Annotated in this window: 28 protein-coding genes and 2 pseudogenes; 17 read left to right on the forward strand and 13 right to left on the reverse strand. The window is 71.5% G+C overall.

The features are described 5' to 3' along the window. Positions 1–9 precede the first annotated feature (9 nt). Together dusB and BMX65_RS03840 are read right to left on the reverse strand one after the other, a co-directional pair. Positions 10–1158, reverse strand: coding sequence for a tRNA dihydrouridine synthase DusB (gene dusB, locus BMX65_RS03835; protein WP_074998625.1), 1149 nt, complete (start codon positions 1156–1158; stop codon positions 10–12). Positions 1159–1291: 133 nt separating this feature from the next. Next, positions 1292–2251 carry a helix-turn-helix transcriptional regulator gene (locus BMX65_RS03840; RefSeq protein WP_177214178.1) on the reverse strand — a complete coding sequence of 320 codons (960 nt, stop codon included), beginning with the start codon at positions 2249–2251 and terminating at the stop codon, positions 1292–1294. Between the two features lie 101 nt (positions 2252–2352). Here BMX65_RS03840 and BMX65_RS03845 point away from each other — a divergent pair, with 101 nt between their 5' ends. Further along, positions 2353–3891 carry an MFS transporter gene (locus tag BMX65_RS03845; protein ID WP_074998626.1) on the forward strand — a complete coding sequence of 513 codons (1539 nt, stop codon included), beginning with the start codon at positions 2353–2355 and terminating at the stop codon, positions 3889–3891. A 70-nt stretch (positions 3892–3961) separates the two neighbouring features. Here BMX65_RS03845 and BMX65_RS03850 read toward each other — a convergent pair whose 3' ends face one another. Both BMX65_RS03850 and BMX65_RS03855 read right to left on the reverse strand, forming a co-directional pair. Next, positions 3962–4816 carry a GNAT family N-acetyltransferase gene (locus BMX65_RS03850; protein ID WP_074998627.1) on the reverse strand — a complete coding sequence of 285 codons (855 nt, stop codon included), beginning with the start codon at positions 4814–4816 and terminating at the stop codon, positions 3962–3964. A gap of 218 nt (positions 4817–5034) precedes the next feature. Then, positions 5035–5466, reverse strand: coding sequence for a hypothetical protein (locus tag BMX65_RS03855; protein ID WP_074998628.1), 432 nt, complete (start codon positions 5464–5466; stop codon positions 5035–5037). Positions 5467–5751: 285 nt separating this feature from the next. Between BMX65_RS03855 and BMX65_RS03860 the strand changes: the two are divergent. Further along, positions 5752–6371 (forward strand): annotated as a pseudogene (locus BMX65_RS03860) (HEAT repeat domain-containing protein). 169 nt (positions 6372–6540) lie between these two features. Here the strand turns inward: BMX65_RS03860 and BMX65_RS03865 are convergent. Continuing rightward, a complete protein-coding gene (locus tag BMX65_RS03865) occupies positions 6541–7422 on the reverse strand; it encodes an alpha/beta fold hydrolase (RefSeq protein WP_074998629.1) in 882 nt (293 codons plus the stop codon). 224 nt (positions 7423–7646) lie between these two features. Between BMX65_RS03865 and BMX65_RS03870 the strand changes: the two genes are divergently transcribed. After that, a complete protein-coding gene (locus BMX65_RS03870) occupies positions 7647–8288 on the forward strand; it encodes a gamma carbonic anhydrase family protein (RefSeq protein ID WP_074998630.1) in 642 nt (213 codons plus the stop codon). A gap of 102 nt (positions 8289–8390) precedes the next feature. On the opposite strand, the gene BMX65_RS03875 is transcribed toward BMX65_RS03870, so the two are convergent. Continuing rightward, positions 8391–8801 carry an ATP-binding protein gene (locus tag BMX65_RS03875; protein WP_074998631.1) on the reverse strand — a complete coding sequence of 137 codons (411 nt, stop codon included), beginning with the start codon at positions 8799–8801 and terminating at the stop codon, positions 8391–8393. A 205-nt stretch (positions 8802–9006) separates the two neighbouring features. On the opposite strand from BMX65_RS03875, the gene BMX65_RS03880 reads away from it, so the two are divergent. The 3 genes from BMX65_RS03880 (at position 9007) to BMX65_RS03890 (ending at position 10737) form a co-directional block, all read left to right on the forward strand. After that, the gene (locus tag BMX65_RS03880; RefSeq protein ID WP_074998632.1) at positions 9007–9879 is read left to right on the forward strand and encodes a helix-turn-helix domain-containing protein; all 873 of its coding nucleotides are present in this window, start codon (positions 9007–9009) and stop codon (positions 9877–9879) included. Continuing rightward, positions 9876–10085 (forward strand): DUF397 domain-containing protein, encoded by a 210-nt coding sequence (locus BMX65_RS03885; RefSeq protein WP_107437375.1) that lies wholly within the window; start codon positions 9876–9878, stop codon positions 10083–10085. The genes BMX65_RS03880 and BMX65_RS03885 overlap by 4 nt, the downstream gene beginning before the upstream one ends. 106 nt (positions 10086–10191) lie before the next feature. Next, positions 10192–10737 carry a hypothetical protein gene (locus BMX65_RS03890; RefSeq protein WP_074998633.1) on the forward strand — a complete coding sequence of 182 codons (546 nt, stop codon included), beginning with the start codon at positions 10192–10194 and terminating at the stop codon, positions 10735–10737. Between the two features lie 22 nt (positions 10738–10759). Here BMX65_RS03890 and BMX65_RS03895 read toward each other — a convergent pair whose 3' ends face one another. Next, on the reverse strand, positions 10760–11110 hold the full coding sequence (locus BMX65_RS03895) for a hypothetical protein (RefSeq protein ID WP_074998634.1): 351 nt from the start codon (positions 11108–11110) through the stop codon (positions 10760–10762). 150 nt (positions 11111–11260) lie between these two features. After that, positions 11261–12361 (reverse strand): NADH:flavin oxidoreductase/NADH oxidase, encoded by a 1101-nt coding sequence (locus BMX65_RS03900; protein WP_074998635.1) that lies wholly within the window; start codon positions 12359–12361, stop codon positions 11261–11263. A 108-nt stretch (positions 12362–12469) separates the two neighbouring features. Here BMX65_RS03900 and BMX65_RS03905 point away from each other — a divergent pair, with 108 nt between their 5' ends. From BMX65_RS03905 to BMX65_RS03915, 3 genes are all read left to right on the forward strand, one after another. Further along, on the forward strand, positions 12470–12808 hold the full coding sequence (locus BMX65_RS03905; protein ID WP_019356100.1) for an ArsR/SmtB family transcription factor: 339 nt from the start codon (positions 12470–12472) through the stop codon (positions 12806–12808). 144 nt (positions 12809–12952) lie between these two features. Further along, complete coding sequence (locus BMX65_RS03910; RefSeq protein ID WP_074998636.1) at positions 12953–13549, forward strand: Uma2 family endonuclease; 597 nt, start codon at positions 12953–12955, stop codon at positions 13547–13549. Positions 13550–13578: 29 nt separating this feature from the next. Further along, a complete protein-coding gene (locus BMX65_RS03915; RefSeq protein ID WP_074998637.1) occupies positions 13579–14316 on the forward strand; it encodes an SAM-dependent methyltransferase in 738 nt (245 codons plus the stop codon). 78 nt (positions 14317–14394) lie between these two features. Here the strand turns inward: BMX65_RS03915 and BMX65_RS03920 are convergent, their stop codons facing one another. Continuing rightward, the gene (locus BMX65_RS03920) at positions 14395–15777 is read right to left on the reverse strand and encodes a glycine--tRNA ligase (RefSeq protein ID WP_074998638.1); all 1383 of its coding nucleotides are present in this window, start codon (positions 15775–15777) and stop codon (positions 14395–14397) included. Between the two features lie 207 nt (positions 15778–15984). Here BMX65_RS03920 and BMX65_RS03925 point away from each other — a divergent pair, with 207 nt between their 5' ends. From BMX65_RS03925 to BMX65_RS03940, 4 genes are all read left to right on the forward strand, one after another. Next, positions 15985–16971: a metal ABC transporter substrate-binding protein gene (locus BMX65_RS03925; RefSeq protein WP_074998639.1), complete on the forward strand. Its 987-nt coding sequence runs from the start codon at positions 15985–15987 to the stop codon at positions 16969–16971. Between the two features lie 11 nt (positions 16972–16982). After that, the gene (locus BMX65_RS03930; protein ID WP_074998640.1) at positions 16983–17783 is read left to right on the forward strand and encodes a metal ABC transporter ATP-binding protein; all 801 of its coding nucleotides are present in this window, start codon (positions 16983–16985) and stop codon (positions 17781–17783) included. After that, complete coding sequence (locus tag BMX65_RS03935; RefSeq protein WP_074998641.1) at positions 17780–18709, forward strand: metal ABC transporter permease; 930 nt, start codon at positions 17780–17782, stop codon at positions 18707–18709. The genes BMX65_RS03930 and BMX65_RS03935 overlap by 4 nt, the downstream gene beginning before the upstream one ends. Positions 18710–18818: 109 nt before the next feature. Beyond that, on the forward strand, positions 18819–19232 hold the full coding sequence (locus BMX65_RS03940; protein ID WP_074998642.1) for a Fur family transcriptional regulator: 414 nt from the start codon (positions 18819–18821) through the stop codon (positions 19230–19232). A 178-nt stretch (positions 19233–19410) separates the two neighbouring features. Here the strand turns inward: BMX65_RS03940 and BMX65_RS03945 are convergent, their stop codons facing one another. Continuing rightward, positions 19411–20202 (reverse strand): TetR/AcrR family transcriptional regulator, encoded by a 792-nt coding sequence (locus BMX65_RS03945; RefSeq protein WP_074998643.1) that lies wholly within the window; start codon positions 20200–20202, stop codon positions 19411–19413. 135 nt (positions 20203–20337) lie between these two features. On the opposite strand from BMX65_RS03945, the gene BMX65_RS03950 reads away from it, so the two are divergent. Both BMX65_RS03950 and BMX65_RS03955 read left to right on the forward strand, forming a co-directional pair. Further along, positions 20338–21279 (forward strand): ATP-binding cassette domain-containing protein, encoded by a 942-nt coding sequence (locus tag BMX65_RS03950; RefSeq protein WP_074998644.1) that lies wholly within the window; start codon positions 20338–20340, stop codon positions 21277–21279. Further along, positions 21272–22027: an ABC transporter permease gene (locus BMX65_RS03955; RefSeq protein ID WP_074998645.1), complete on the forward strand. Its 756-nt coding sequence runs from the start codon at positions 21272–21274 to the stop codon at positions 22025–22027. The genes BMX65_RS03950 and BMX65_RS03955 overlap by 8 nt, the downstream gene beginning before the upstream one ends. 6 nt (positions 22028–22033) lie before the next feature. Here BMX65_RS03955 and BMX65_RS03960 read toward each other — a convergent pair whose 3' ends face one another. Next, on the reverse strand, positions 22034–22687 hold the full coding sequence (locus BMX65_RS03960) for a TetR family transcriptional regulator (RefSeq protein ID WP_074998646.1): 654 nt from the start codon (positions 22685–22687) through the stop codon (positions 22034–22036). A gap of 123 nt (positions 22688–22810) precedes the next feature. On the opposite strand from BMX65_RS03960, the gene BMX65_RS32405 reads away from it, so the two are divergent. Both BMX65_RS32405 and BMX65_RS03965 read left to right on the forward strand, forming a co-directional pair. Next, positions 22811–22990, forward strand: a complete 180-nt coding sequence (locus BMX65_RS32405; RefSeq protein ID WP_143081802.1) for a hypothetical protein — start codon at positions 22811–22813, stop codon at positions 22988–22990. Positions 22991–22992: 2 nt separating this feature from the next. Continuing rightward, entirely contained in the window at positions 22993–23301 is a 309-nt protein-coding gene (locus tag BMX65_RS03965) for a DUF4190 domain-containing protein (RefSeq protein ID WP_107437376.1), read from the forward strand. 54 nt (positions 23302–23355) lie between these two features. Here the strand turns inward: BMX65_RS03965 and BMX65_RS03970 are convergent, their stop codons facing one another. Further along, positions 23356–24204, reverse strand: a complete 849-nt coding sequence (locus tag BMX65_RS03970) for an isoprenyl transferase (protein ID WP_074998647.1) — start codon at positions 24202–24204, stop codon at positions 23356–23358. 172 nt (positions 24205–24376) lie between these two features. Continuing rightward, positions 24377–25123, reverse strand: a pseudogene (recO, locus tag BMX65_RS03975) (DNA repair protein RecO); the annotation flags it as partial. Between the last annotated feature and the right edge of the window lie 14 nt (positions 25124–25137).

A 25137-nucleotide genomic window follows, 5' to 3' on the forward strand; every position in this document is an offset into this window, starting at 1 on the left:
GCCGGGTGGTCAGCCGCCGGAGGTGGCCAGTTCGGCGTCCGCGCCGAGGCCGGTGTCGCACGCGTTCGGATCGTCCAGCCAGCCGTCCGGCAGCACGACCTTGTTGCGCGAGTGGGTCCGCCCGCGCGGGCCGTCGGCCCCTTCCGGCCACTCCTGGGACAGGTCGAGTCCGTCCAGCAGGGAGCGCAACTCGGCCAGCGAGGCCGCGACGGCGAGCTGCTTGCGCATCTCGGAGCCGACCGAGAAGCCCTTGGTGTACCAGGCGACGTGCTTGCGGAAGTCGATGACGCCCCGCGCCTCGTCCCCCAGCCACTCCCCCAGCAGCCCGGCGTGCCGCACCATGACGTCGGCGACCTCGCCCAGCGTCGGCCGGGCGCGGACCCCGGTGTCCTCGCCGCCGAGCGCGGCCACCAGGTCGGCGAACAGCCAGGGCCGCCCCAGGCAGCCGCGCCCGACCACGACGCCGTCGCAGCCGGTCCGGCGCATCATGCGCAGCGCGTCGTCGGCCGACCAGATGTCGCCGTTGCCCAGCACCGGGATCTCGGGGACGGCGTCCTTGAGGCGGGCGATGGCCTCCCAGTCGGCGGTCCCGCCGTAGTGCTGCGCAGCCGTACGGCCATGCAGGGCGATGGCGGTGACACCCTCCTGCACCGCGATCCGCCCGGCGTCCAGGAAGGTCAGATGGTCGTCGTCGATGCCCTTGCGCATCTTCATCGTCACCGGCCGGCCGCCCGCGTTGTGCACCGCCTCGTGCAGGATGGCCCGCAGCAGCGGCCGCTTGTACGGCAGTGCGGAACCGCCGCCCTTGCGGGTCACCTTCGGGACGGGGCAGCCGAAGTTGAGGTCGATGTGGTCGGCGAGGTCCTCGTCGGCGATCATGCGTACCGCCTTGCCGACGGTCCCCGGGTCGACGCCGTAGAGCTGGATGGAGCGCGGCTTCTCGCTCGCATCGAAGTGCACGAGCTGCATCGTCTTCTCGTTGCGCTCCACCAGCGCCCGCGTGGTGATCATCTCACTGACGAACAGGCCCCGGCCGCCGGAGAACTCCCGGCACAGCGTCCGGAACGGCGCGTTGGTGATCCCGGCCATCGGCGCCAGCACGACCGGCGGCTGGACAGCGTGCTCTCCGATGTGCAGCGGCTGGATCGACGGGCTCATACGGCAGGGGTTCCTCGGCTCGTTCGGCGTTGTTCGTCGTTGTTCGGCGTTGTCCGGCGTTGTCCGGCGTGGCGGACAGCTTCCCATTGTCCCCCATCCGGCGACGGACACCGCAGGTCGGTCTCCGTCCCGCTCACCGACCGCCGGCGACCAGGCCGAGCAGCCGCTCCACCCGCGCCTGGGTCTCCTCGTCCCGCGGCACGTACGTCCCCAGGCGCGCGCCCTCGGCCGGGCCGAGCCACAGCCCGTGGTAGGTGAAGGAGACCATCCCGACCCGCGGGTTGCGGAAGCGCTTGGTGTGGTCCATGGCGCGGACCACCTCGTGCCGCTCCCACAGCGCGCGGAACTCCGCGGAGGTACGCATCCGCGCCAGCAGCGCCTTCCACGCGGGCTCCGCCAGATGCTCGGCCATCCGGGAGCGGAAGCGGGCCACCATCAGCCGGATCGCCTCCTCCCGGTCCGGCATCGCGGCGGCCCAGTCCGGGTCGGTGAAGGCCAGCCACATGCAGTTGCGGTCCTCGGGCGGATGCGCGTCCAGATCGCCCAGCAGACGGCCGTAGACCCGGTTGTAGGCCACGATGTCGTAGCGCGCGTTCTGCACGCAGGCCGGAAAGGGTTCGAGCCGGTCGAGCACCTTGCGGATGCCCTCCGGCAGCACGGGCGTCTCGGCGGCGGGCGTCGGATCGGCCGTCCCGCCGAGCGCGAACAGATGAGCGCGCTCGCTGGAGTCCAGCATCAGCGCCCGGGCGAGCGCGTCCAGCACCTGCGCCGAGACCTGGATGGCGCGGCCCTGCTCCAGCCACGTGTACCAGGTCACGCCCACGGTCGACAGATGCGCCACCTCCTCGCGACGCAGCCCCGGTGTCCGACGGCGCGGCCCCCTGGGCAGCCCCACCCGCTCGGGCGGGATCCGCTCGCGCCTGCTGCGCAGGAACGCCGCGAGTTCCTTGCGGCGGACGCTGTCGGCGGGGGCGGGGGGTTCCGGTGCGGGCGCCGCCGGTTCCGGTGCGGGCGCCGCCGGTTCCGGTGCGGGCGATCCCGGTGCGGGGCCTGCCGATCCGAAGCGGGTCGCTCCGGGAGTGCTGACGCTCATGGCACCAGGATGGCGCACGCCGCATCCTGGTGCCGGGTAGTTCCGGTACCAGGATGAGGACCGCCTGGTACCAGGCCGGCAGGCGGTCGAGGCTCGTCCTCATGAGCCACGAGACCTCCACTGCCGCGCGGTCGGCCCCCGCCCGGACACCGGACCCCTCCGACCGGACGCGGAACCCTTCCGAGCGGAAGCAGAACCCCTCCGACCGGAAACACGGCCCGTACCCGGCGCCCGGACCGCCGGCGCCGCAGGCCCCGGCAGCGCTGCACCCTTCCGGCCTGGTCACGCTGCTGCTGGGCGCCGCACTCCCCATGATCGATTTCTTCGTCGTCAACGTCGCCTTCCCGAGCATCGAGAGCGACCTCGGCGCCTCCCCGGCAGCGCTGGAGATGGTCGTCGCCGGATACGCCGTCGCCTATGCCTCGCTGCTCGTCCTGGGCGGCCGGCTGGGCGACGCCCTCGGCCGGCGGCGGCTCTTCCTGTGGGGCGTCGCCGCCTTCGGAGCCACCTCGCTGGCCTGCGGATTCGCCCCCGGAGTGTGGTGGCTGACCGCCGCCAGGGCCGCACAGGGAGCCGCCTCGGCGATGATGTTCCCGCAGGTGCTCGCCACCATCCAGGCCACGAGCGAGGGACGGGCGCGGTCCCGGGCCATCGGCCTGTTCGGCTCGGTCGGCGGGATCTCCGTCGTCACCGGGCAGGTGCTGGGTGGCGTGCTGGTCGCCGCCGACCTGGGCGGCACCGGCTGGCGGGCCATCTTCCTGATCAACGTCCCGGTGGTGCTGGTCATACTCGCCATCGGCGCCCGCACGGTGCCCGAGAGCCGCTCGGAATCGCCCGCACGCGGAGACACCGCCGGAACAGTGCTGCTGGCCTGCGGGCTGATCGCCCTGCTGCTGCCCCTGACGGAAGGGCGCGCGGCAGGCTGGCCCTGGTGGTCCGTCGCCCTGCTGGGGGCGGCGGCCGTGCTGGCATATTCCTTCTTCGCCGTCGAACGCCGCGAGGAGCGCGCGGGCCGCAGCCCGCTGCTGCCGCCCTCACTGCTGCGGGAGCCCGGCGTCCGGCGCGGGCTGCTCATCGGCGCCCCCGTCTTCCTCGGCTTCAGCAGTTTCATGTTCGAGAGCGCACTGCTGCTGCAGCAGGGGTTGCGGTACGGCGCGCTCAAGGCGGGGCTCACCCTGGTGCCGATGGGCCTGGCGCAGTTCGCCGCCTCCGTGCGGGCCCCACGGCTGACCGAACGGTTCGGCGCGGGACGAGTGCTGGTGCTGAGCGCCGTCGCCCAAGGCGCGGGCCTGGGTGCCCTGCTGCTGGCTTTGTTCACGAAGTGGCCCGGACTGCCGCCGGTGGCGCTGGCGCCCGCCCTGCTGCTGTGCGGACTGGGCCAGGGACTCCAGTTGCCCACGTACTACCGCGTCCTGCTCTCCGGCGTTCCCGCCGCCAGAGCCGGCGCGGGCAGCGGCCTGGCCGCCACCGCCCAGCAGGCCGGCTTCGCCCTCGGCGTCGCCGCCCTGGGCTCCCTCTTCCTCGCTCTGACGCCGCAGTACGGCATGCGCGAAGCCCTGGCGGCCGTCCTGGCCCTCCAGGCATGCGGGCTGCTGGCTCTGGTGGTGACGGGGGTGCGGATGCCCCGCACGGTGGGCTGAGGGCCGAGCACCCGCGGGGTCCCGCTGCGAGCCCTTTCGGAGCTCCTCGGCGGGTACCGGGCGCGGCGGACTAGAAGTCGTACACGGCGAAGTCGGCGACCGGGCGGTACCCGATCCGCCGATAAAGGCCGTTACTGGTGGGGTTGGCCAGGTCCGCGAACAGCACGACCTCCGACGCGCCCGCGGCCGACGCGGCCCAGCTCACCGCGGCTGTCGCGGCACCCGCGTAACCGCGGCCACGCAGCGGGGCCGGGGTGTAGACGGGCGCTACCCGGATCTGGCCCGCGACCATGAGGGTCCTGCCCGCCATGGAGACGGGGGTGCCGTCCGGAGTCTCCCAGAGCATGACGCGTTGGTCGGCGATACGGGTGTCCGCCCATGAGCTGTCGCCCGCAGCGGGAGTCCCTCCGACGTCGGTGACGAACTCGCGGTGCCAGAGCATCAGCCGCTCACGGTCCTCCTCACCCGCGACCCGCCCCCGGCCCTCGGGGAGCGGCTCCGGTGGCGTGAGCGTGCCCAGTCGGTAGAGACGCTGCCGCTCCTGCAGCGTCGGCACCGCACCCGTGTGCCGCTGCCAGGCCCGGGCGAACGACGCGGCGGTGTCCTGGTCGGCGTGCACACCGGGGAGCTGATGACCGAGGCCCGCCAGGCAGGCGGCGAGACTGTCGGCCTCCCCCGGGTTCAGCGGGGTGAGTGTCAGGCGGCGGGGCGGGGTACGGAAAAAGACAGCACGGACCTCGCCCGCCCGCTCCAGCAGGCCGAGAACCGGGGCGTCGGCGCCGTACGCGTCCGCCCCGCGCGTCCGCAGTGTGTCGGTCACCGTCAGCGGGAGAGTGTGCAGGGCAGGACGCAAGCGCAGGAAGGTCCTGGCGCGAGCGAGAAAAGCGCCGACGTCCTCGGTGAGATGCCAGTCGTCCGGGCTCATGCCTCATGATCCCGCGGTTCGGCGAGGTGCGCCCCCGGATTTCGCCGTCGGAGGCACGTACATGTCTGTCAGGAGGGCTTCGCAGCCGACACCTCGCCGCCGGGTGTCTTCGGAGCGCTCGGCGGCGCCAGGAAACCGGCTGACTCCGCGACGGCACCTTCCGCCGACCACCGACCCCGACGACCTGTCGGCCCGGTCTCCAGACTCTACGGTCCCGATCATCCAGAGGCGGACTGCGATCCGGCGATCTCTTCCCGCAGCCGGCCGGTGAACCGACGCAGCAGATCCAGCGTCTCCTGGAACTCGGCCCGGCGATCGTCCCTCCCGTCGGTGGGCCGGGTGCTCCAGACCCGACGCGCGAGAGCATCGGCGAGATCGACGGTTTCACCGCTGCAGAGCAGGTAGAGGGCTGAGCGTGCTTCCTGCATCCGGTTCACCAAGTCGTCGGCGCCCGGGCCGTCATCACTCAGCCGTGTTCCCTTCAAGTGGTCCAGCAGTTGCACCACGGCCGTGTTGAAGCCGATCCCGGCTTTCAGCTTCTGCTCGCGGAGCCACATGCGGTCCTGCCTGCGCGCGGTGAACCACGCACCGAACACGACCCCTATGAGGCCGATTGCGGCCCCGACGGCCACGGACACAATGTTCTCCACGGCCAGCTCCCCCCGTCGTCACAGCGGCGCCAGGCTACAGCGGCCGTCGGGGGCCGGGCTCGGCGAACGTCCCCGCCCGAAACAGGTACCGAGCGCGGCGGTGTCGCACGTTCTCTCCGCCCGGTGCCCCGGGGAGCGCGCCGCGGTGACCGGCCGCAGCCGTTGCACCTTCTGACCGATCGGACCGCTCCCTGGCCGGGCTCGGCCACCGTGCGCCCAGGACTCGGCTCGGACGCCCCAGCCTTCCCGCCGGTTCTCTGCGAACACAGCACTAGCATGCTGGTCATGGCCATGTTCGTGCACCTGACATCGGCGGCGAACGCACCGCGCATCCGGCGGTCCGGCATCCGCGCGGCCTCCCGCGGGCAGGACGGTGCGCGCGGGGTGTACTGCTTTCCAGCGCTGCCCTCCTACACCCTGACCCACCAATGGCTGCGTGAACTGGCCCGTACCGGCAGCCGGGGAGGTCTGGTGGCTGTCCATGTGCGGCTGGACGACAACCAGCAGGTGCGGGTTGGTCGCTACGCACGCGAGCAGGCCGCCGTTCCCGCGGCCGAGGCGGTGCGGCGCATCGCGGCTCTGAGCGGTTGCCGCATCCGCTGGACGGTCCGCCGCCGCCCGCCAGGGTGCTGCTCGCACGGATCTCCGCGGCCGGCACCCCCGGAGACCCCGCCGCGCTCCGGGAGGCCCTGCACTGGTTCGGCAAGCTCCGCCGCGGCCCGCTCGCCCAGCTCACCCACCTCGCCACCCACCCCGATCCCGGCGTGCGGGAGGAATTGGCGTGGGCCGTCTCCCGCTGGTCGACCCCGGGCGTGGCCGAGCTGCTGGACGGACTCGCCGACGACCCGCACCCGGATGTCCGCGAAGCGGTGGCGACGGTCCGCACACTGTCGCAGAACGGTTAGGCCCTGTCCTGCGGGTCATGTGACCTCACGAGCGAGGAACGGACCCGGTCGGAGCCGCATCTGCCGAAGTCCGGGAAGCGGGACGGCCGGTGGGCGTCCTCGCAGCCGTCCTGGCCGATGAGGAGCGACGGCCCCGCAGTTGGTTCCCGTCATGGACCGCGTCCACGCCTCAACCGGTGTGGGCCACCACGGCATCGATGAGCTGGGGCCAGCGTTCACGCGGGCGGTCGTGGCCCATGTCGGGGACCAGCAGGAGTCCGGCGCCGGGCACCAGCTCCGCAGTGCGTTTGCCACCACTGGGATCGATCAGCGTGTCGTCCAGGCCGTGGATCACCAGCGTCGGCACCCGCAGTTCACGCAGGTCGTCCGCGCGGGAACCGCTGAGGATCATCGCGCCGAGCTGCCGCCCGATCCCCGCGGGGTAGTAGGCGCGGTCGTAGCTCGCGGCGGCCAGCTCACGCAGCACCGCGCCGCTGCCGTATCGCTTGGAGGCCCACACCAGTTCCTTCTCCGCCGCCGCGACGTACCCCTCGCGGTCCGCGGGCTTGGGGCCGAACAGCACCGCCTGGGCCTGCGGGCTGGGCCGGCCGTATTCACTCTCGCCGGTCGAGGACATCATCGACGTCAAAGTCAGCACCCGCTCCGGACGGGAATGGGCCATCGTCTGGGCGATCATCCCTCCCATCGACGCGCCGACCACGTGGGCACGTTCGATACCGAGTTCGGTGAGCAAGCCGAGGCCGTCCTCGGCCATGTCGACAAGCCGGTAGGGAACCATCGCGAGGGCGGCGGGAAAGTCGCCCGAGCTGACGGCTGCGACGAACTCGCCCATGTCCACGGGGTGAGCGTCGAACTTGGTGGACAACCCGCAGTCGCGATTGTCGTACCGAATCACATAACGGCCCCGGTCGGCCAGCGCCCGACAGAAGTCCTCGTGCCAGCCGAGCAACTGCGCGCCGAACCCCATCACAAGCAGGACCGGAGGGTCTCCCGGGTCGCCGAAGCTCTCGTACGCGATGGACACCTCGGGGGACACGGCAGCGATCGGCATATGCGGAGCCTGTCACAGCCGCCCCTCCGGCGCAGCCAGATTTCGGGGGGTGACCTGCGCATACTCCTCTGGCTCCGCCCTCGATCCGCCGGACAGGGCCTGGTGCCGTATCGGTCGACGTTCGCCCTGCAGTGCCTCGGAGCGCGGAGGGGGCACATGCCTCGGCGAACGCGACGTCGTAAATCCGCCAGCGCGCTCGCGGTCGGCCGGGCGAGCATCCCCGCATGAGCGCTGCGACACAGGGAGTCCGCATCCGGCACCGCGGGGATGAACCGCAGATCCATCCCACCGCCTACGTCGCCCCGACGGCCACACTCGTCGGTGACGTGCGCGTGGGGCCGAGGGCGCGGGTGATGTACGGCGCGGTGCTCGATGCCGAGGGGTCCCGGATCGAGGTCGGAGAGGCGTCGGTGATCTGCGAGAACGCAGTGCTGCGCGGGTCTGCGGTCACCGGCGATCAGCCGGTGCTCGTCGCCGATCACGTCTTCGTGGGGCCGCACGCCACGCTGCTGGGCTGCGCGGTCGGCAGATGCGTCTACGTGGCGACCGCGGCGACAGTTCTGCAGTGCGCACAGGTGGGGGCCGGCTCGGTCGTCGCCGTCGGCGCGCTCGTCCATGCGCGCACCGAGGTGCCCGAGGAGTACTTCGTACCGCCGCACAATGTGGCGCTCGACGCGCCGGTGCGACTGCTGGCCCCTGGCGATCCGGGCCTGGCCGAGGCCGTCAGGCGGGTGGGTTTCGCGCAGGTGGCGTTCGACGTCGACGCGGAGCGGACCGATCGCATCAGCCGGTACGAGCACATCGCGGAGGTGCGCGTCGCCGAGTTCGGCGCGCACGCGGACGATGAGGTCCTGAATCGCGGCTAGCGCCGCATCAGCGGTCCTTGTACCTGTTCGACGGCACCGGCCACGCCGACGACCGGCGCCAACGCGCCGCCGTCGACGGGGCGAACGTTGCCCGACGCGGGGCTAGTCCTCTCCCTCGCGGCGCACCGCGAGGTGCACCCACACCGTCTTGCCCGCACCCGTGCGGGGGCGTACGCCCCATGCCTGGGACAGGGCGTCGACCAGGAGTAATCCACGCCCCGAGGTCTCCTCCGGTGCGGGTTTGCGGAGTTCGGGCATCTCCCACTGGTAGGAGTCGGAGACCTCCAGAACGAGGACCCCGTCCCGGCGGCGGAGCACGAGCTCCACCTGGTCGCCGATCCCCTGCGCGGCATGGGTGACCGCGTTGGTCGTCAACTCGCTGACGACGAGTGCCGCTTCGTCGCAGAGGTGGCCGAGTTTCCACTCCCTGAGCACCAGCCGCACATGCTCCCGCGCCCTCGGCACGGACGCCTTGCTGAGACGGAACCTTGCGATGTTCGTACGCCCGGACATGGGGCCTCCCGCGGCTGAGCAGGTCGATTCATTCACCCTTGGTGCGCACACAGGTGCGCTGGGTGAGATGGCTCACGCTACGGACCCATGGAGATATTTGGCAAGTGATTCGATTGGCAAGTTTGCCAACTACGCTGCGTCTCAAACTCCTGTCCCACTCACCCAGTTGGTGTGCAGACTTGGAGCAGCACGAAGGGGAGGACACATGCCCTCGGACCGAAGGCCGACGATGCGCGGCAGACGACTCGGCTCTGCGCTGAGGCGGTACAGGCTGGCCGCAAAGCTCGACCAGGAGCACGCAGCCAAAGCATTGGGCTGCTCGACGGCGAAGATGAGCCGTATCGAGTCGGGCGCCAACTGCGCCCGCGTGCCCGAGGTCCGTTATCTCCTGGACCTCTACGAGGTGAACGACGAGGCGACACGCTCGCAGCTCGAACGACTGGCCCGGAGCGCCACCAAGCGCGGCTGGTGGGTCAACCAACCGGTGCCTGTGCCGGACAAGCTGGGCGACTATCTCGCGCTGGAATCCGACGCCACGTTCATCCGCACCTGGCAGACAGCTCTGGTGCCGGGCCTGTTGCAGACGGAGGAGTACACGAGAGCTCTGGCGACTGCGAATCCCATGCCTCGGGATGAAGCGGACGTCGCACACATCGTCGCGATCCGTCAGCAGCGACGGCAGCAGTTCCTCCGCTCCGGCGCCCGACTGGCTGCGGTCATCTGGGAACCCGCACTCACCTCCATGCCCGACCCGACAACGCACCGCGCGCAACTGCTCGACCTGCTGCGGCTCGAACAGCAGCCGCTGATCAGCTTGCAGGTGCTGCCACTGGGCGAGTGGTCGGCAGCGACGAGTTCACCGCCGTTCGTGATGCTGTCCTTCGACGGGGAGTGGGCTCCGTCCGCCGTCGCACAGGACACCCACCAGGAAAGCGTCGTCATGGAGGACGACGACTTGACGATGCCCTATGCGCACGCCTTCGACGCGCTGCGCTCCGCGGCCCTGACCACCGACCGGACCCGAGATCTCCTTCAGAGGCTCGTTGCCGACCTTCCCGAGGCGGAGGAATCCGAGTGAACCGCAAGACCGTCGTCCGCCCCTTCCGCACATCGTCGTACTCGGGCGGCGGCTCCGCCAACGAGTGCGTGGAGGTCGCCCACACAGCGGCCGGCGGGCGCGCGGTCCGCGACAGCAAGGACCCCGCGCGGGGGACGGCGTACTTCGGGGCCCAAGCCTGGCAGGCATTCGTCAGCGCGCTGGGCGGGGGCCCGGAGGCCGGCTGAGCCCAGCACAAGTGTGGGTGCCCCCTACCGCGGTAGGGGGCACGGACACATACGTGGCTCCGCGGTAGCTCCCGCGCGGCGTATCCGGCGCCATAGCTTCCCGCCCATGAACGCTTCCCGGACCACCACAGCACCCTCCCTCTCCGCACCCTCCGCCTCGCGGCGGTTCGGACGGCGGCTGGGAGGGGCCGTCGCCCTCTTCCCGGTCGGGCTGTTCGCCCTGCTCGCGGAGCTCGGCGGACAGAGCGGGTCCGCACGCCGGGCGCTGCGCGCGGACCCCGGAGCGAGCAGCCCACGGGTACTGACACAGGCGCTACTGACCGTGCTGCTCGGCGTCCTGGCGCTGATCCTGGCCGGGGTGCTCGCCCTCGGCATCGCGCGCGGGCTGTTCTACGGATTCGTGGACAGCGGCCCCTACGACGGCTCCTGGGGCGGCCCCGGAAAAGCCGGGGCCTGGCTGGCGCACTTCGGGGTGAGCGTGCCGATCTGCGGAGCGGCGGTCGGGCTGCTGTACGGCCTCGGCGCGCTGCACCGGCGGATGACGGCCCCGCTGCGCGGCGAGCACCGGCCCGCGTGGGTACTGCCGGCAGTGCTGCTGAGCTGCGCGGCTGCCGTACTGTTCCTGGTCGCCTTCGTGCACCAGTTGGACTGAGCCGCAACCCCCGCGGGTGTCCTCATTCCCCCTGGGACCAGGCGGCGACCGGGAGCGTGAGGTAGACGCCGAAGTCGTCGAGGCCGGTCGCCTCGGCGATGCTGTCGTGGAGCCGGTCCACGCGCTCCTGGCGGTCGGTGGCCCGGCTCTCGAACCACTTGGAGCGCACCTCGATCACGATGTCCAGGCCGCAGCGGTCGAGGGGGCCGAGCTGCCGGAAGCGGAGCTCCACGTCGCCGGGTTGCAGGTCGCCGTCGTAGGGCTCCTCGGGGCACTCGACGGCCACGGAGACCAGGTGCGGCAGCACCGCGCCCAGCTCGCGGAGCGTGTGCTCGGGCACGTCCGGCGCACAGGTCACTTCGACGAGGGGCATCGCTCACTCCTGACAGGCTCGGCGGACGCCGGTCCCGGCGTCACAGCACCAACAGTAGGCACAGCGGGAGCCGGTGACGGCATCGGCTCCCGCTGACCGCCACCGGCCCCCTGTCGGCCCCCCGGTCCCGGCCCGGCCGAACGGGCCCGGCTACGCCCGGTGGTACTGCACCGGGCGACGCGGCTGGGCGTCCAGTTCCACCGCGGCCTCGTTCGCCCAGTACGGGCGGCGCAGCAGCTCGCGGCCGAGGAGGACCGCGTCGGCCTGGCCGGAGGCGACGACCTGCTCCGCCTGCCGGGACTCGGTGATCAGGCCGACGGCGGCGACAGGCAGGTCGGTCTCCTTGCGGACCCGCTCGGCGAAGGGCACCTGGAAGCCGGGGAGGGCCTCGATACGGGCGTCGGGCGCGTTGCCGCCGGTCGAGGTGTCGAGCAGGTCGACGCCGCGGGCGTGCAGCTCCTTCGCGAGGCGGACCGTGTCGTCGCCGGTCCAGCCCTCGCGGTCGTCCTCGGGGTTCTCGCTCAGCCAGTCGGTCGCGGAGATCCGGAAGAACAGCGGCAGTTCCTCGGGCCACACCGCGCGGACGGCCTCGACGACCTCCAGCGCGAACCGGGTCCGGCCCTCGAAGGAGCCGCCGTACTCGTCGGTGCGGTGGTTGGTGTAGGGCGAGAGGAACTCGTTGATCAGGTAGCCGTGCGCACCGTGGATCTCCACGACGCGGAATCCGGCCTCGTGGGCGCGGCGAGCGCTGTCCGCGAACTGCCGCACCAGCTCGGCTATCTGCTCCCGGGACAGTTCGTCGGGGGTGGTGTGCCCGTCGGTGAAGGGCACCGGGCTGGGGCCCAGCGGCTGCCAGCCGTGGTTCTCGCCGGGTGCCAGAGGGGCGCCGCGGTCGACCCAGGTGCGCTCGGTGGACGCCTTGCGGCCCGCGTGCGCGAGCTGGATGCCGGGGACGGTGCCCTGCTCGGACAGGAACCGGGTGAGGCGGGTGAACGCCTCCTGCTGGCGGTCGTTCCACAGGCCCAGGTCGTAGGGGCTGATCCGGCCCTCGGGGGTGACAGCCGTGGCCTCGACCAGCACCAGACCGACTCCCCCGGCGGCGCGCGCGCCCAGGTGCGCGAGGTGCCAGTCGTTGGGGGCGCCCTGGTCGGGGCCGTCCGGCGCGGCCGAGTACTGGCACATCGGTGCCATCCAGACGCGGTTGGGCACGGTCACCGACCGCAGGTCGAAGGGCTCGAACAGTGCGCTCACGGCGCTCTCCAATCGGGGTGGGAGCCGTTGCCGGCACAACGGCCTTAGTACGATAACCGCCGTACTACGATGCCTGTCAAATTTCGATGACTGCCGTACTATGGACCCGTGCCGACCACGACCGCCGTACGCGAACTCCCGCATCCCGCGCCGGAGGAGATCCGCCTGGAGACGGTGCTGCACGCACTGTCCGACCCGATCAGGCTGCGCATCGCCACCGCACTGGGCGCCCATGGCGAAGGCGACGGGGCCGGCGCCGCCTGCTCCCAGGTCGAGCTGCCGGTCTCCGCCTCGACCGCGACCCACCACTTCCGGGTACTGCGCGAGGCGGGCGTGATCAAGCAGTGCTACCGCGGCACCGCGAAGATCAGTTGCCTGCGCCGCGCCGACCTCGAGGCCCGCTTCCCGGGCCTGCTCGACGCGGTACTGCGCGCGGCAGCGAGCTGAATCCCACTCCTTCGAGGGGTCCCGTCGAGGGATCCGCTCACATTGTCGGTCCATCCGGCTACGGTGCGTGGCAACTGGCTCACAGCACCTGGAGAGCGCATCATGACGGAGACGCTGGAACGACCGACCGCCAGGACGACACCCATGACGCCCATAGAGACCCCCGAGGGACCGCCGCGCTACCAGGCGCTGTTCCGGACACTCTTGACCATGGAGGTGCCCGAGGGATACCGGGCGGAGATCATCGGGGGAAACATCGTCATGTCGCCGTGGTCGAAGGGGTACTACCTGCGCGTCATGCGTTCACTGCGGACGCAGATCGAGCCGCACCTGCCGACCGGACTGGTCGTGGACAGCTCCCCCTACCTCTTCGCCCTCCCCGGACAGGAGCGGGCATACGGTCCGGACGTCTTCGTGGCAGCCGAGCGGGCCTTCGACACCGAAGAGCGATGCATCGACGGTGAGTCCCTCACGCTCGTCGCCGAGTTGACCTCTGACTCGACGCGCCGTGTCGACTGGACCGACAAACTGCCGGTCTACGCCAAGGCGGGAATCCCCGTGTACCTCCTGCTCGACATGCAGGAGGACACCCTCTCCGTCTTCTCGACTCCGACCTCGCTGGGGTACGCGGAACGCAAGACCTACCGGTTCGGCGAAAAGGCATCGATGCCCCCGCCGTTCGACTTCGAGCTGGAGACGGACGGGTTCGGCCAGGGACCGGCCCCGGAAAAGGAGAGCTGAGAGAACCTCCGCTCTGCCAGAGTTCCGGCATGGACCGACAGACGCGCTCCCTGCTCGCACACGCCGACCACCCCGTCGCGGCGCCGCTCGACGACTCCTCCGTGGACCGGCTGCTCTCCCGGGCGGTCGTCCGCGGCGACGAACACGTGATCGACCTCGGCTGCGGCGAAGGAGCGTGGCTGCTGCGCGTCCTGCGGGGGCATCCCGAGGTCACGGCGGAGGGAGTCGACCTCTCCGCGGAGGCGCTGCAGCGGGCCCGGCGCGGCGCGGAGGAGGCGGGGGTCGCGGAGCGACTGGCACTGCGCCAGGAGGAGGCCGCGGCGTTCTCCGCCGAGCGGCCCGGCGACGTCGTACTGAGTGTGGGCGCCGCGCACGCGTTCGGCGGGCTGCTGCCCGCGCTGGAGGGCGCGCGGCGACTGCTGGCGCCCGGCGGCGCGGTGCTGGTCGGGGACGCCTACTGGGAGCGCGAGCCGAGCGCGCGGGCGCGGGAGATCCTGGGCGCGTACGAGGACCTCGCCGGAACGGTCGGGAAGGTCACCGCGGAGGGCTGGACCCCGGTGTACGCACACGTCTCGACCCGGCACGAGCTGGACGACTACGAGTGGAACTGGACCGGTTCCCTCTCCCGCTGGGCACTGGACCACCCCGGCCATCCGGACAGCGCGGAGGCCCTGCGCGCGGCGGCGGAACACCGGGAGGAGTGGCTGCGCGGGTACCGGGAGAGCTTCGGCTTCGTGTGCCTGCTGCTGCGCCGCACACCCGGGTGAGATCCGGCAGGTGGTAGCGCCGTGGCCCGGCACCCCTGCGCGGGGTGCCGGGCCACGGCGGACCTGGAGTGCGGCGGGTCAGCAGCCGAGAAGGCGGCCGGCCAGGTAGCCCTCGATCTGGTCGAGGGAGACGCGCTCCTGCTTCATGGTGTCGCGCTCACGCACCGTGACGGCATTGTCGTCGAGGGTGTCGAAGTCGACGGTGACGCAGAACGGGGTGCCGATCTCGTCCTGGCGGCGGTAGCGGCGGCCGATGGCGCCCGCGTCGTCGAAGTCGATGTTCCAGTGCTTGCGCAGCGCCTCGGACAGGCCGCGGGCCTTGGGAGAGAGCTGCTCGTTCCGGGAGAGCGGCAGCACGGCGACCTTGACCGGGGAGAGCCGGGGGTCGAGGCGCATCACGGTGCGCTTCTCCATCTTGCCCTTGGCGTTGGGCGCCTCGTCCTCGATGTAGGCGTCCAGCATGAAGGCGAGCATCGCGCGGTTGACACCGGCGGCCGGCTCGATGACGTACGGGACCCAGCGCTCGCCGGCCTCCTGGTCGAAGTACGACAGGTCCTGGCCGGACGCCTTGGAGTGGGCCGTGAGGTCGAAGTCGGTGCGGTTGGCGACGCCCTCCAGCTCGGAGAACTCGCTGCCGCCGAAGTTGAAGCGGTACTCGATGTCGGCGGTGCGCTTCGAGTAGTGGGAGAGCTTCTCCTTCGGGTGCTCGTACCAGCGGATGTTCTCCTCGCGGATGCCGAGGTCCCGGTACCAGGCCCAGCGCTGGTCCATCCAGTACTGGTGCCACTCCTCGTCCTCGCCCGGCTTGACGAAGAACTCCATCTCCATCTGCTCGAACTCGCGGGTGCGGAAGATGAAGTTGCCCGGCGTGATCTCGTTCCGGAAGGACTTGCCCGTCTGCGCGATGCCGAACGGCGGCTTCTTGCGCGAGGTCTGCTGGACGTTCGCGAAGTTGGTGAAGATGCCCTGCGCGGTCTCGGGACGCAGGTAGGTGACCGAGCCGGAGTCCTGGGTGGGGCCGAGGTGGGTGGAGAGCAGCCCGGAGAACTGCTTCGGCTCGGTGAAGCCGCCCTTGTTGCCGCAGTGCGGGCAGTTGATGTCGGCCAGGCCGTTCTCCGGCTCGCGGCCGTGCTTGGCCTCGTATGCCTCGATCAGGTGGTCGGCGCGGTAGCGCTTGTGGCACGAGGTGCACTCGGTGAGCGGATCGGTGAAGGTGGAGACATGGCCCGACGCCTCCCAGACCTCGGGGGCCAGAATCACCGACGAGTCGATGCCCACCACGTCGTCGCGGGAGGTGACCATGGAGCGCCACCACTGACGCTTGATGTTCTCCTTCAGCTCCACGCCCAGCGGCCCGTAGTCCCAGGCGGCACGCTGACCGCCGTAGATCTCACTGCACGGGTAGACGAAGCCACGGCGCTTGCTGAGGCTGACAATTGTGTCGATCTTGTCGGCGGCCACGGTGCTCTCTTCATTGACGGCGAGACGGAATACCTCAGATTACTGGGGGCCGTAGGGGGCGCGGCAAATCGGTTGCGGCTCGCATCGGGACCTCTTGTCCGGAGTCATCGGGACCGCCCCGGAAGATCCCCTCCGACAGTGCGCCGTGATCACGGAGCGCAAAGCTTTAGTTGACAATCGTTTCCAGTTTCGATGAAAATGAGTGTCATGAACATCGGCCACCGCCCCCGTCGGCTCATACGTACCAGCGCAGCCCTGACCGCCCTCGGGCTCGCTTCCCTCCCCCTCGCCGCCTGCGGCAGCGACAGCGGCGACAACGGGAAGGTTCAGGTGGCCGCGTCCTTCTACCCCATGGCATACCTCGCACAGCAGATCGGCGGCGACCACGTCGAGGTCAGCAACCTCACCAAGCCCGGCACCGAGCCGCACGACCTGGAGCTGAGCCCGAAGCAGACCGGGCAGCTCAGCGAGATGGATCTGATCGTCTACCTCAAGGGGCTGCAGCCCGCGGTCGACGAGGCGATCGAGCAGTCGGGCGTCAAGAACGTCGCGGAGGCCGCCTCCTTCACCACCCTGGAGGACCACGGCACCGACGTGCACGGCGAGGAGGGCCACCAGCACGGGGAACACGGCGAGGAGGGCCACGACGAGCACGAGGGCCACGACCACGACACCGCGGGCGACCCGCACATCTGGCTCGACCCGGTGCGCTACGCCGAGGTCGCCGAGGGGGTCGGCAAGCAGCTCCAGAAGGCGGACCCCGACCACAAGGACGCCTACAAGAAGAGCACCGCGGACCTCGTCTCCCGCCTCAAGACCCTCGACGGGGACTTCGAGGACGGCCTCCGGGGCCGGAAGTCGGACACCTTCATCACCACGCACGCCGCCTTCGGCTACCTCGCGGAGCGGTACGGGCTGCGCCAGGCGGCGGTCGCCGGCATCAACCCGGAGTCGGAGCCCAGCGGGGCCCGGATGAAGGAACTGCACAAGATCGCGGAGAAGGAGGACGTGGACACGGTCTTCTTCGAGAACAACGCGAGCGACAAGACCGCCCGGACACTGGCGGACGACCTCCGGCTGAAGACCTCGGTGCTCAGCCCGCTGGAGAGCGTGAAGGACCCCGGGAAGCAGGACTACTTCTCGGTGATGCACCAGAACCTGACCGCACTCGAGACCGCGCTCGGCGCGCAGTGAGGGCGTGAGGCATGACGAGGACGACCGCGGCCCGGGACGGCGCCGCAACAGCCGACGGAGCACCCGCTGTGGTGCTGCGCGAAGCCACCGCCTCGCTGGGCGGGCGGCCCGTGCTGCGCGGCGTGGGGCTGACCGTGGAGCGCGGCGAGACCGTCGCGCTCCTGGGAGCCAACGGCTCGGGCAAGTCCACCACCATCCGCGCCGTGCTGGGGCAGGTGCCGCTCACCGGCGGTGAACTGGAACTGTTCGGCACCCCGGCCGCCCGGTTCCGGGACTGGCGGCGGCTGGGCTACGTGCCGCAGCGCTCGACGGCGGCGGCCGGGGTCCCGGCCACCGTGCGGGAGGTCGTCTCGGCCGGCCGGCTGGCCCGGCGGCGCTTCCGCCCGCTGGGCCGCGAGGACAAGGCCGCGGTACGGCACGCCCTCGAACGCGTCGGGCTGGCGGACCGGATGCGGGACCCGGTCGACGCGCTCTCCGGCGGCCAGCACCAGCGGGTACTGATCGCCCGGGCACTGGCCGCCGAACCGGAACTGCTGATCATGGACGAGCCGCTGGCCGGGGTGGACGTCACCAGCCAGGACGTGCTGGCCGAGACCTTGCGCCGGCAGGTGGAGCAGGGCACCTCCGTGCTGCTCGTCCTGCACGAACTCGGCCCGCTCGCCCCGCTGATCGACCGTGCCGTCGTGCTGCGGGACGGCGTGGTCGAGCGGGTGGCGGACCCCGCCACGCTGCACGACCCGGCCTGCCATCCGCACGACTCCGCGTCCGCCGCCGAACCGGCGTCCAAGATCGGAACGGGATTTCTCTCATGATCGAGATGCTCGGCTTCGCGTTCATGCAGCGCGCGCTGCTGGCCGCACTGCTGGTCGGCATCGCGGCACCCGCCGTGGGGATCTACCTCGTCCAGCGCCGTCAGGCCATCATGGGCGACGGGATCGGCCATGTCGCGCTCACCGGTGTCGCGCTCGGCTTCCTGCTGAGCACCAACCCGGTGTGGATGGCGGTGCTGGTCGCCTCGCTCGGCGCGATCTCGATGGAGCTGATCCGCTGGTACGGCAAGGCGCGGGGGGACGTCGCGCTGGCGATGCTGTTCTACGGCGGCATGGCGGGCGGCGTCATGATCATCAACCTGTCGCCGAACGGCTCCAACGCGAACCTCACCACCTACCTCTTCGGCTCCATCACCACCGTCTCCGCCGAGGACCTGACCGCCATCGTGGGGCTGTCCGCCTTCGTGCTGCTCGTCTCCCTCGGGCTGCGGCGGCAACTGTTCGCCGTCTGCCAGGACGAGGAGTTCGCCCGGGTGACCGGCCTGCCGGTGCGGCTGCTGAACCTGCTGCTGGCCGTGACGGCCGCCGTCACCGTCACGGTGGCGATGCGGGTGGTCGGACTGCTCCTGGTCAGCGCGCTGATGGTGATCCCGGTCGCCGCGGCGCAGCAGGCCACCCGCGGCTTCGCCGCCACGCTGGGGCTGGCCATGGGCTTCGGCGTCGCCGTCACCCTGTCCGGCACGGTGACCTCCTACTTCGCCGACGTGCCGCCCGGGGCGAGCATCGTCGTCCTGGCGATCCTGCTCTTCGGGATCGTCACCGCGCTGGCCACGCCCCTGGCACGGCGCAGGTTCCGCAGCGGGGGCGGGACTGTCGCCCGAGGGGAGGAAGAGGGCACTCTGGTAGCGGACGGGAGCGCGCAGTCCGACGGCGGCACCGGGCCGGTGGATCACCCGGGCAGGGTGTAATACCCGCCTGCCGGGGGCGCCTGGCACAATGGGGGGCCGCGAACGCCGCGCCGACCCGGAGCCGCCTCGGCGCCCTCCCCGGAGCCGACGAACGTTAAGGAGCCAGAGCGTGACCACCGCAGGTCCCCCCGTACGCGGCCGGTCGACCCGGCAGCGCGCCGCCGTCTCGGCGGCACTCGCCGAGGTCGAGGAATTCCGCAGCGCGCAGGAACTGCACGACATGCTCAAGCACCGCGGCGACTCGGTGGGGCTCACCACGGTCTACCGCACCCTCCAGTCCCTCGCCGACGCGGGCGAGGTGGACGTGCTGCGCACCGACGAGGGCGAGGCCGTCTACCGGCGGTGCCACAGCGACGACCACCACCACCATCTGGTCTGCCGCGCCTGCGGCAAGGCCGTGGAGGTCGAGGGCCCGGTGGTGGAGAAGTGGGCGGCCTCCGTCGCGGCCGAGCACGGCTTCGTGAACGTGGGGCACACCGTGGAGATCTTCGGCACCTGCGGGGACTGCGCCGCCGCGGGGTAGCCCGCGGGCCCGGCAGTGCGGCGGAGCCGCGGACGCCCGCCGCCGCACCGCGGAGAGCACCGCCCGGCCCCGTTCACGTCGCTGAGCATCATCGGCCCGCACCCGCACCCGCACCCGCACCCGCACCCGCACCCGCACCCGCACCCGCACCCGCGGAGAACGTCCCGCGGACCCGCGGTCACCCTCCGTCGCGGGGCGAACAGTCGGCGATCCTGGCGCCGACTCCGTCCAGCACGATGCCCAGGCCGTAGGCGAAGTCCGCCGTGCCCTCGGTGTCACCGGGGGCGGTCTCGTGCACCTCGCCGGAGGCCAGCAGTTCGCGGACGGCAGGGAACCCGCCGGTTGCGGTGAGTTCGCTCAGCAGACGCCAGTAGCGGCGCTCCGCGTCCTCCCAGCCCGAGCCCTGCTGCCGACTCGCCTCCGCGATGTCCGCGAGGAGGGCAACGCTGCTGCGGATGTAGCCGCTCAGCGTGATCAGCGCACCCAGCTTCCGCTCGGCGTCCAGCCCGGTGCCCCGCAGGTGGGCGAGTGCCTGCTCCATCCACTCCACGCCGTGCGGGGACAGCGGCGGGGTACCGATGGGGATCCGGACGATCCACAGGTGGCGCAGCAGGACGTCGCGGTAGGCGCGGGCCCAGTGCTCCAGTCCGTCCCGCCAGCCCTCCGGCGAGGGCTCCGGTCCCGGCGGCGGGGTGCCGATCGCCGCGTCCTCCATGAGGATCAGCAGGTCGTCCTTGCCTGCGACGTAGCGGTAGAGCGCCATGGTCGAGACGCCGACCTCGGCGGCGACGCGGCTCATCGAGAGCGCGGCGAGCCCCTCGGCGTCGGCGACGCCGATCGCGGCGGCGACGATGCGCCGCACGTCCAGCCCGCGCGCCGGACCTCTGCCGGGCCGCTCGCGCAGCCCCCAGGCGGCGGCCACACCGGCCGGCAGGCCGTCCGGTGCCGGCGCCTGCTCCCGCTTCGCCATCTTCCCTCTCTCCACCCTTCCTCTCCGCCCTTCGGGGTTGCCGTCGCACCCCCGGTTCGTGTATAGCATACGCAGTAAGGTTTATGAGATACACAGTTTCGTGTATCAGATACACACAATGAGGGGGGAAGTGCCATGCACCCAGCGGCAGAAGCGGATTGGGCGATCGAGACGCGCGGGCTGAGCAAGGCGTACGGCTCCGTCCATGTACTCGCGGGGCTCGACCTGCGGGTGCGGCGCGGCAGCGTCTTCGCACTGCTGGGACCGAACGGGGCGGGCAAGACCACCACCGTCCGGATCCTGGCGACGCTCACCCGCGCCGACGCGGGGCAGGCCGTCGTGGCCGGGCACGACGTGACCGCCGCACGGTCCCGGGTACGCCGCGCCATCAGCCTCACCGGGCAGTACGCGGCGCTGGACGAGGAGCAGACGGGAGAGGAGAACCTGCGGATGATGGCGCGCCTGCGCGGCCATTCACGGTCGGCGGCCCGCAACCGTGCCACGGAACTGCTGGAGCGGTTCGCCCTGACCGAGGCCGGCCGACGGCGCGTGTCGACCTACTCGGGCGGGATGCGGCGCAGGCTGGACATCGCGGCCGGACTGGTCACCGACCCGCAGGTGGTCTTCCTGGACGAGCCGACGACGGGACTCGACCCGCGCAGCCGGCGCACGATGTGGGAGACGATCGGCTCGCTGACCCGGGCGGGCGTGACCGTCTTCCTCACCACGCAGTACCTGGAGGAGGCCGACCGGCTGGCCGACCATGTCGCCGTGCTGGACGGCGGCCGGGTGCGGGCGGAGGGCACTCCCGAGGAGCTGAAGAAGACGGTCGCAGCCCAGCGGCTCGACCTGACGATGACCGGCCGCTCGGCCTATGCGGAGCTGGCCGGGCAGCTCGGCGAGCGCGCGCTGCACCGGGCACCCGAGGAGCTGGTGCTGGGAGTGGCGACCGACGGCAGCGCCGCGCATGTCCGGACGCTGCTGGACGAGTTGGACCCCACGCGTGCGCAGGTCGCGCACTTTTCGCTGCACAGCGCCACCCTGGACGACGTCTTCCTGGAGCTGACCCATGAGTGATCTCGCGGACTGCACCGTGCTGGCCGGGCGGTCCGTCCGGCTGACCCGGCGCAACCCGGACGCCGTGATCACGGCACTGGTGCTGCCGGTACTGCTGATGCTGGTGTTCGTCTACTTCTTCGGCGGTGCCATCGAGACGAACACCGGGAAGTATGTGACGTACGTGGCGCCCGGGGTGCTGATCCTGTGCGCGGGATACGGCGCCTCGATGACGGCGACGACTGTCTCCGACGACATGACCGGCGGCATCATCGACCGCTTCCGCTCGATGGACACCGGACCCACCGCCGTACTGAGCGGCCATGTCGCGGCGAGCGTCGCGCGCAACGCGGCAGCCACGGCGGCCGTGCTGGCCGTGGCCTTCGCGATCGGGTTCCGGCCGCACGCGGGACCGGCGGAGTGGCTGGCGGCCATCGGCATCCTGCTGCTCTACATCACCACGCTCTCCTGGCTGGGTGCCGCGGCGGGCCTGCTGGCCAAGACGCCGGAGGCCGCAGGCGGATTCACCTTCGCCATGCTCTTCCTGCCCTACCCCAGCAGCGCGTTCGTCCCGATCGACACCATGCCGGACTGGCTGCACGGCTTCGCCGACCATCAGCCGGTGACCCCCGTCATCGAGTCCCTGCGCGGTCTGCTGCTGGACCAGCCCACCGGCAACAGCCCCTGGCTGGCGCTCGGCTGGTGCCTGGGGCTGCTGGCGGTGGCACTGCCGCTGTGCGCGGTGCTGTTCCGCCGGCGCACCGGCTGACCGCACCTACGAGGCGGGGAGCGCCCGGTCCGAGGTCCAGTGGCGGCGGCCCAGGCTGATGAGGCGGAGCTGGCGGCGCGCGGTGCCCGCGACGACGTGCTCCGGGGGTCCCTCGCCCTGGGCGGCCTCCAGGAAGGCGGAGGCGGTCATCACCATGTGGTCGACGTAGGTCTCGCCCAGCATCCGCAGATCCTCCGGGCTCCAGCCCCGGGAGACCTCGTCGCGGGCGAGCACCTCGGCCACCTCCTGCGCGAACCGGTCGAGCTGGGCGCCGATGGCGGTCCGCACGGCGGCCACCCCGCCGTGCCGCTCGCGCACCACGAAGCGGATGTGCTCGGGGTGTTCGCGCACGAACCGGGCGATGGCGCCGACGAGGTGGTCGATGCGCTCGCCGTCGTCGCTGCGCTCGGTCAGCCCGGCCCGTATCACCGTGTGCAGGCTGCCCAGCGACTCCTCGACCAGCGTGACGCCCAGGTCGGCCACGTCGCGGAAGTGCCGGTAGAAGGCGGCGGGCGAGATGCCCACGGCACGGGTGATCTCCCGCAGTCCGATGCTGCTGAGGCTCTGCTCCTCCAGCAGCGCCAGGCCCGCGTCCAGGAGTGCGCGACGGGTCCGGGCCTTCTGGAGGTCCCGCTGCGTGTGAGGGGTGCTGCTGCTCATGGTTTCAGTAAACAGTTGTGCGCCGAACGCCGCAATGCTGTAGTCTCCAACTCAGTGAACAGTTGTCACCACATCTGTTCACCGAAAATCGCACGCGCCCGACGACCGCCGACAAGCCGACGCATGGGGAGGGAAGGACAGATGATCTTCCTGGTCGCCGCGTTCCTCCTGCTGGGAGTCCTGGTGGGCCCACCGGCCCAACTCCCGCCCGAGGTGACCGTCCCGGCAGCCGCGGTGATCTCCGCCTGGCTGCTCGTCTTCACCGCCCGCGAGCGCATCCGCCGCCACCGGCAGAGGAGCTGACCGTGACCACGACCACCGCCGACTCCACCGAGAACCGCCCGCTCACCACGCCGCTGCGCAAGGGCCGCACCCGGCTGGGCGACGCCGACGACATGGCCGTGGCCTCGTTCGTCATGGGCCTGGTCGGACTGCTGGTCTTCAACGTCGTCCTCGGCCCCTGCGCGCTGGTCCTGGGCGGACTGGCCCTGGCCCGCGGCACCACCCGCCGCGGGCGCGCGCTGCTGGGCACCGCCCTCGGCGCCGCCGATCTGCTCGTGCTGGCGGTGCTGATGACCGCGAACGGCACCGTCTCCTGGGACTTCACCGGCTGACCGGACACCGCGGCGCCCGGCGACTCCGGCACCGCTGCCGACGGCCCACGGGCCTCAGCCGGCGGCGGTGCCCTGCTCGTTCTGCTCCTGCTGCTCGCCCGCCTCGTCCCGCGCACCGCCGAAGCGGCGGTCGCGCCGGGCGTACTGGAGGCAGGCGTCCCACAGGTCGCGCCGGTCGAAGTCCGGCCACAGCACGTCCTGGTAGACCATCTCCGCGTAGGCGCTCTGCCAGATCAGGTAGTTGGAGGTGCGCTGTTCGCCCGAGGGGCGCAGGAACAGGTCGACGTCCGGCATGTCGCGGTAGTACAGGTACTTGGCGAACGTCTTCTCGCTGACCTTGGCCGGATCCAGCCGCCCCGCCGCCACCTCCTCGGCGACGGCCCGCGCCGCGTCCGCGATCTCGGCACGGCCACCGTAGTTGACGCAGAAGTAGAGCGTCATCGCGTCGTTGTCCTCGGTCTGCTCCTGGGCGACCTGGAGCTCCTGGACGACGGACTTCCACAGCTTGGGCATCCGGCCCACCCAGCGGATGCGGATGCCCAGCGCGTCCATCTCGTCGCGGCGGCGGCGGATCACGTCCCGGTTGAAGTTCATCAGGAAGCGCACCTCCTCGGGCGAGCGCTTCCAGTTCTCGGTCGAGAAGGCGTACAGCGACAGGTTCTTCACACCCATCTCGATGCACCCCTTGAGCACGTCCATGACGACGCCCTCACCGACCTTGTGGCCCTCCGTGCGCGGCAGCCCCCGCTGCTTGGCCCACCGGCCGTTGCCGTCCATGACGACCGCCACATGGTTCGGGACCAGCTCGCCCGGGATCTTGGGCGGCCGGGCACCCGAGGGGTGCGGCTCGGGCGCCTCGTACTCGCGCTGCTGCGACCAGGGCAGCATTCCGCGGCGTGCCATCGGTACTCATCTCCAGCGGGCGGGACAGGGGGACAGTGCTGACCGCCCGAGCCTAACCGCTCCCCGGGCCGCCGTCCGGCCCGGTCCCCGCGGATCCGGCCGGACGCGGCAGCCCCGACCCGGCCGGACGCGGCAGCCCCGCCGACCCGGCCAGGAGATCCTGGCCGCTCGACGCCTGCCGGATGTACCGCAAGGAGCGCAGCCCGCGCTCCAGGTGCCAGTGCAGGTACGCCGAGACCAGCCCCGAGCCCTCCCGGCGGTGCCGGTGCTCCGAGGCGTCCGCCGTCTCCCAGTCGCCGGTCAGCAGCGCGCCCAGCAGCCGCAGCGCCTCCGGGGAGGGCACCACGCTGCCCGGCACCCGGCAGTCGTGGCACACCACGCCGCCGGACGCGACGGAGAAGAACCGGTTCGGTCCGGGCAGACCGCACTTGGCGCAGTCCGCGAAGCTGGGCGCATAGCCGCCCATCGCCAGGGAGCGCAGCAGGAAGGCGTCCAGCACCAGCCCCGCACCGTGCTCGCCCGACGCCAGCGTCCGCAGGCCGCCGACCAGCAGCAGGTACTGCTGCACGTTCGGCTCGCCCTCGTGGTCGGTGAACCGCTCGGCGGTCTCCAGCATGGCCGTACCAGCGGTGTAGCGGTCGTAGTCCGCCACGATGCCCTGGCCGTAGGGGGCGATCGTCTCCGTCTGCGTGCACAGCGGCAGACCCCGGCCCACCAGCTCGCTGCCCCGTGCGAAGAACTGCACGTCGACATGGCAGAACGGCTCCAGCCGGGCCCCGAACTTCGACTTCGTCCGCCGCACCCCCCGCGCCACGGCCCGCACCCGCCCGTGACCGCGGGTGAGCAGCGTGATGATGCGGTCGGCCTCGCCCAGCTTCTGGGTGCGCAGGACGATGCCGTCGTCGCGGAAGAGGCTCACGCGATCACCGACGC

Origin of the sequence: Streptomyces qinglanensis, from assembly GCF_900111245.1 — a bacterium.
GTDB lineage: Bacteria > Actinomycetota > Actinomycetes > Streptomycetales > Streptomycetaceae > Streptomyces > Streptomyces qinglanensis.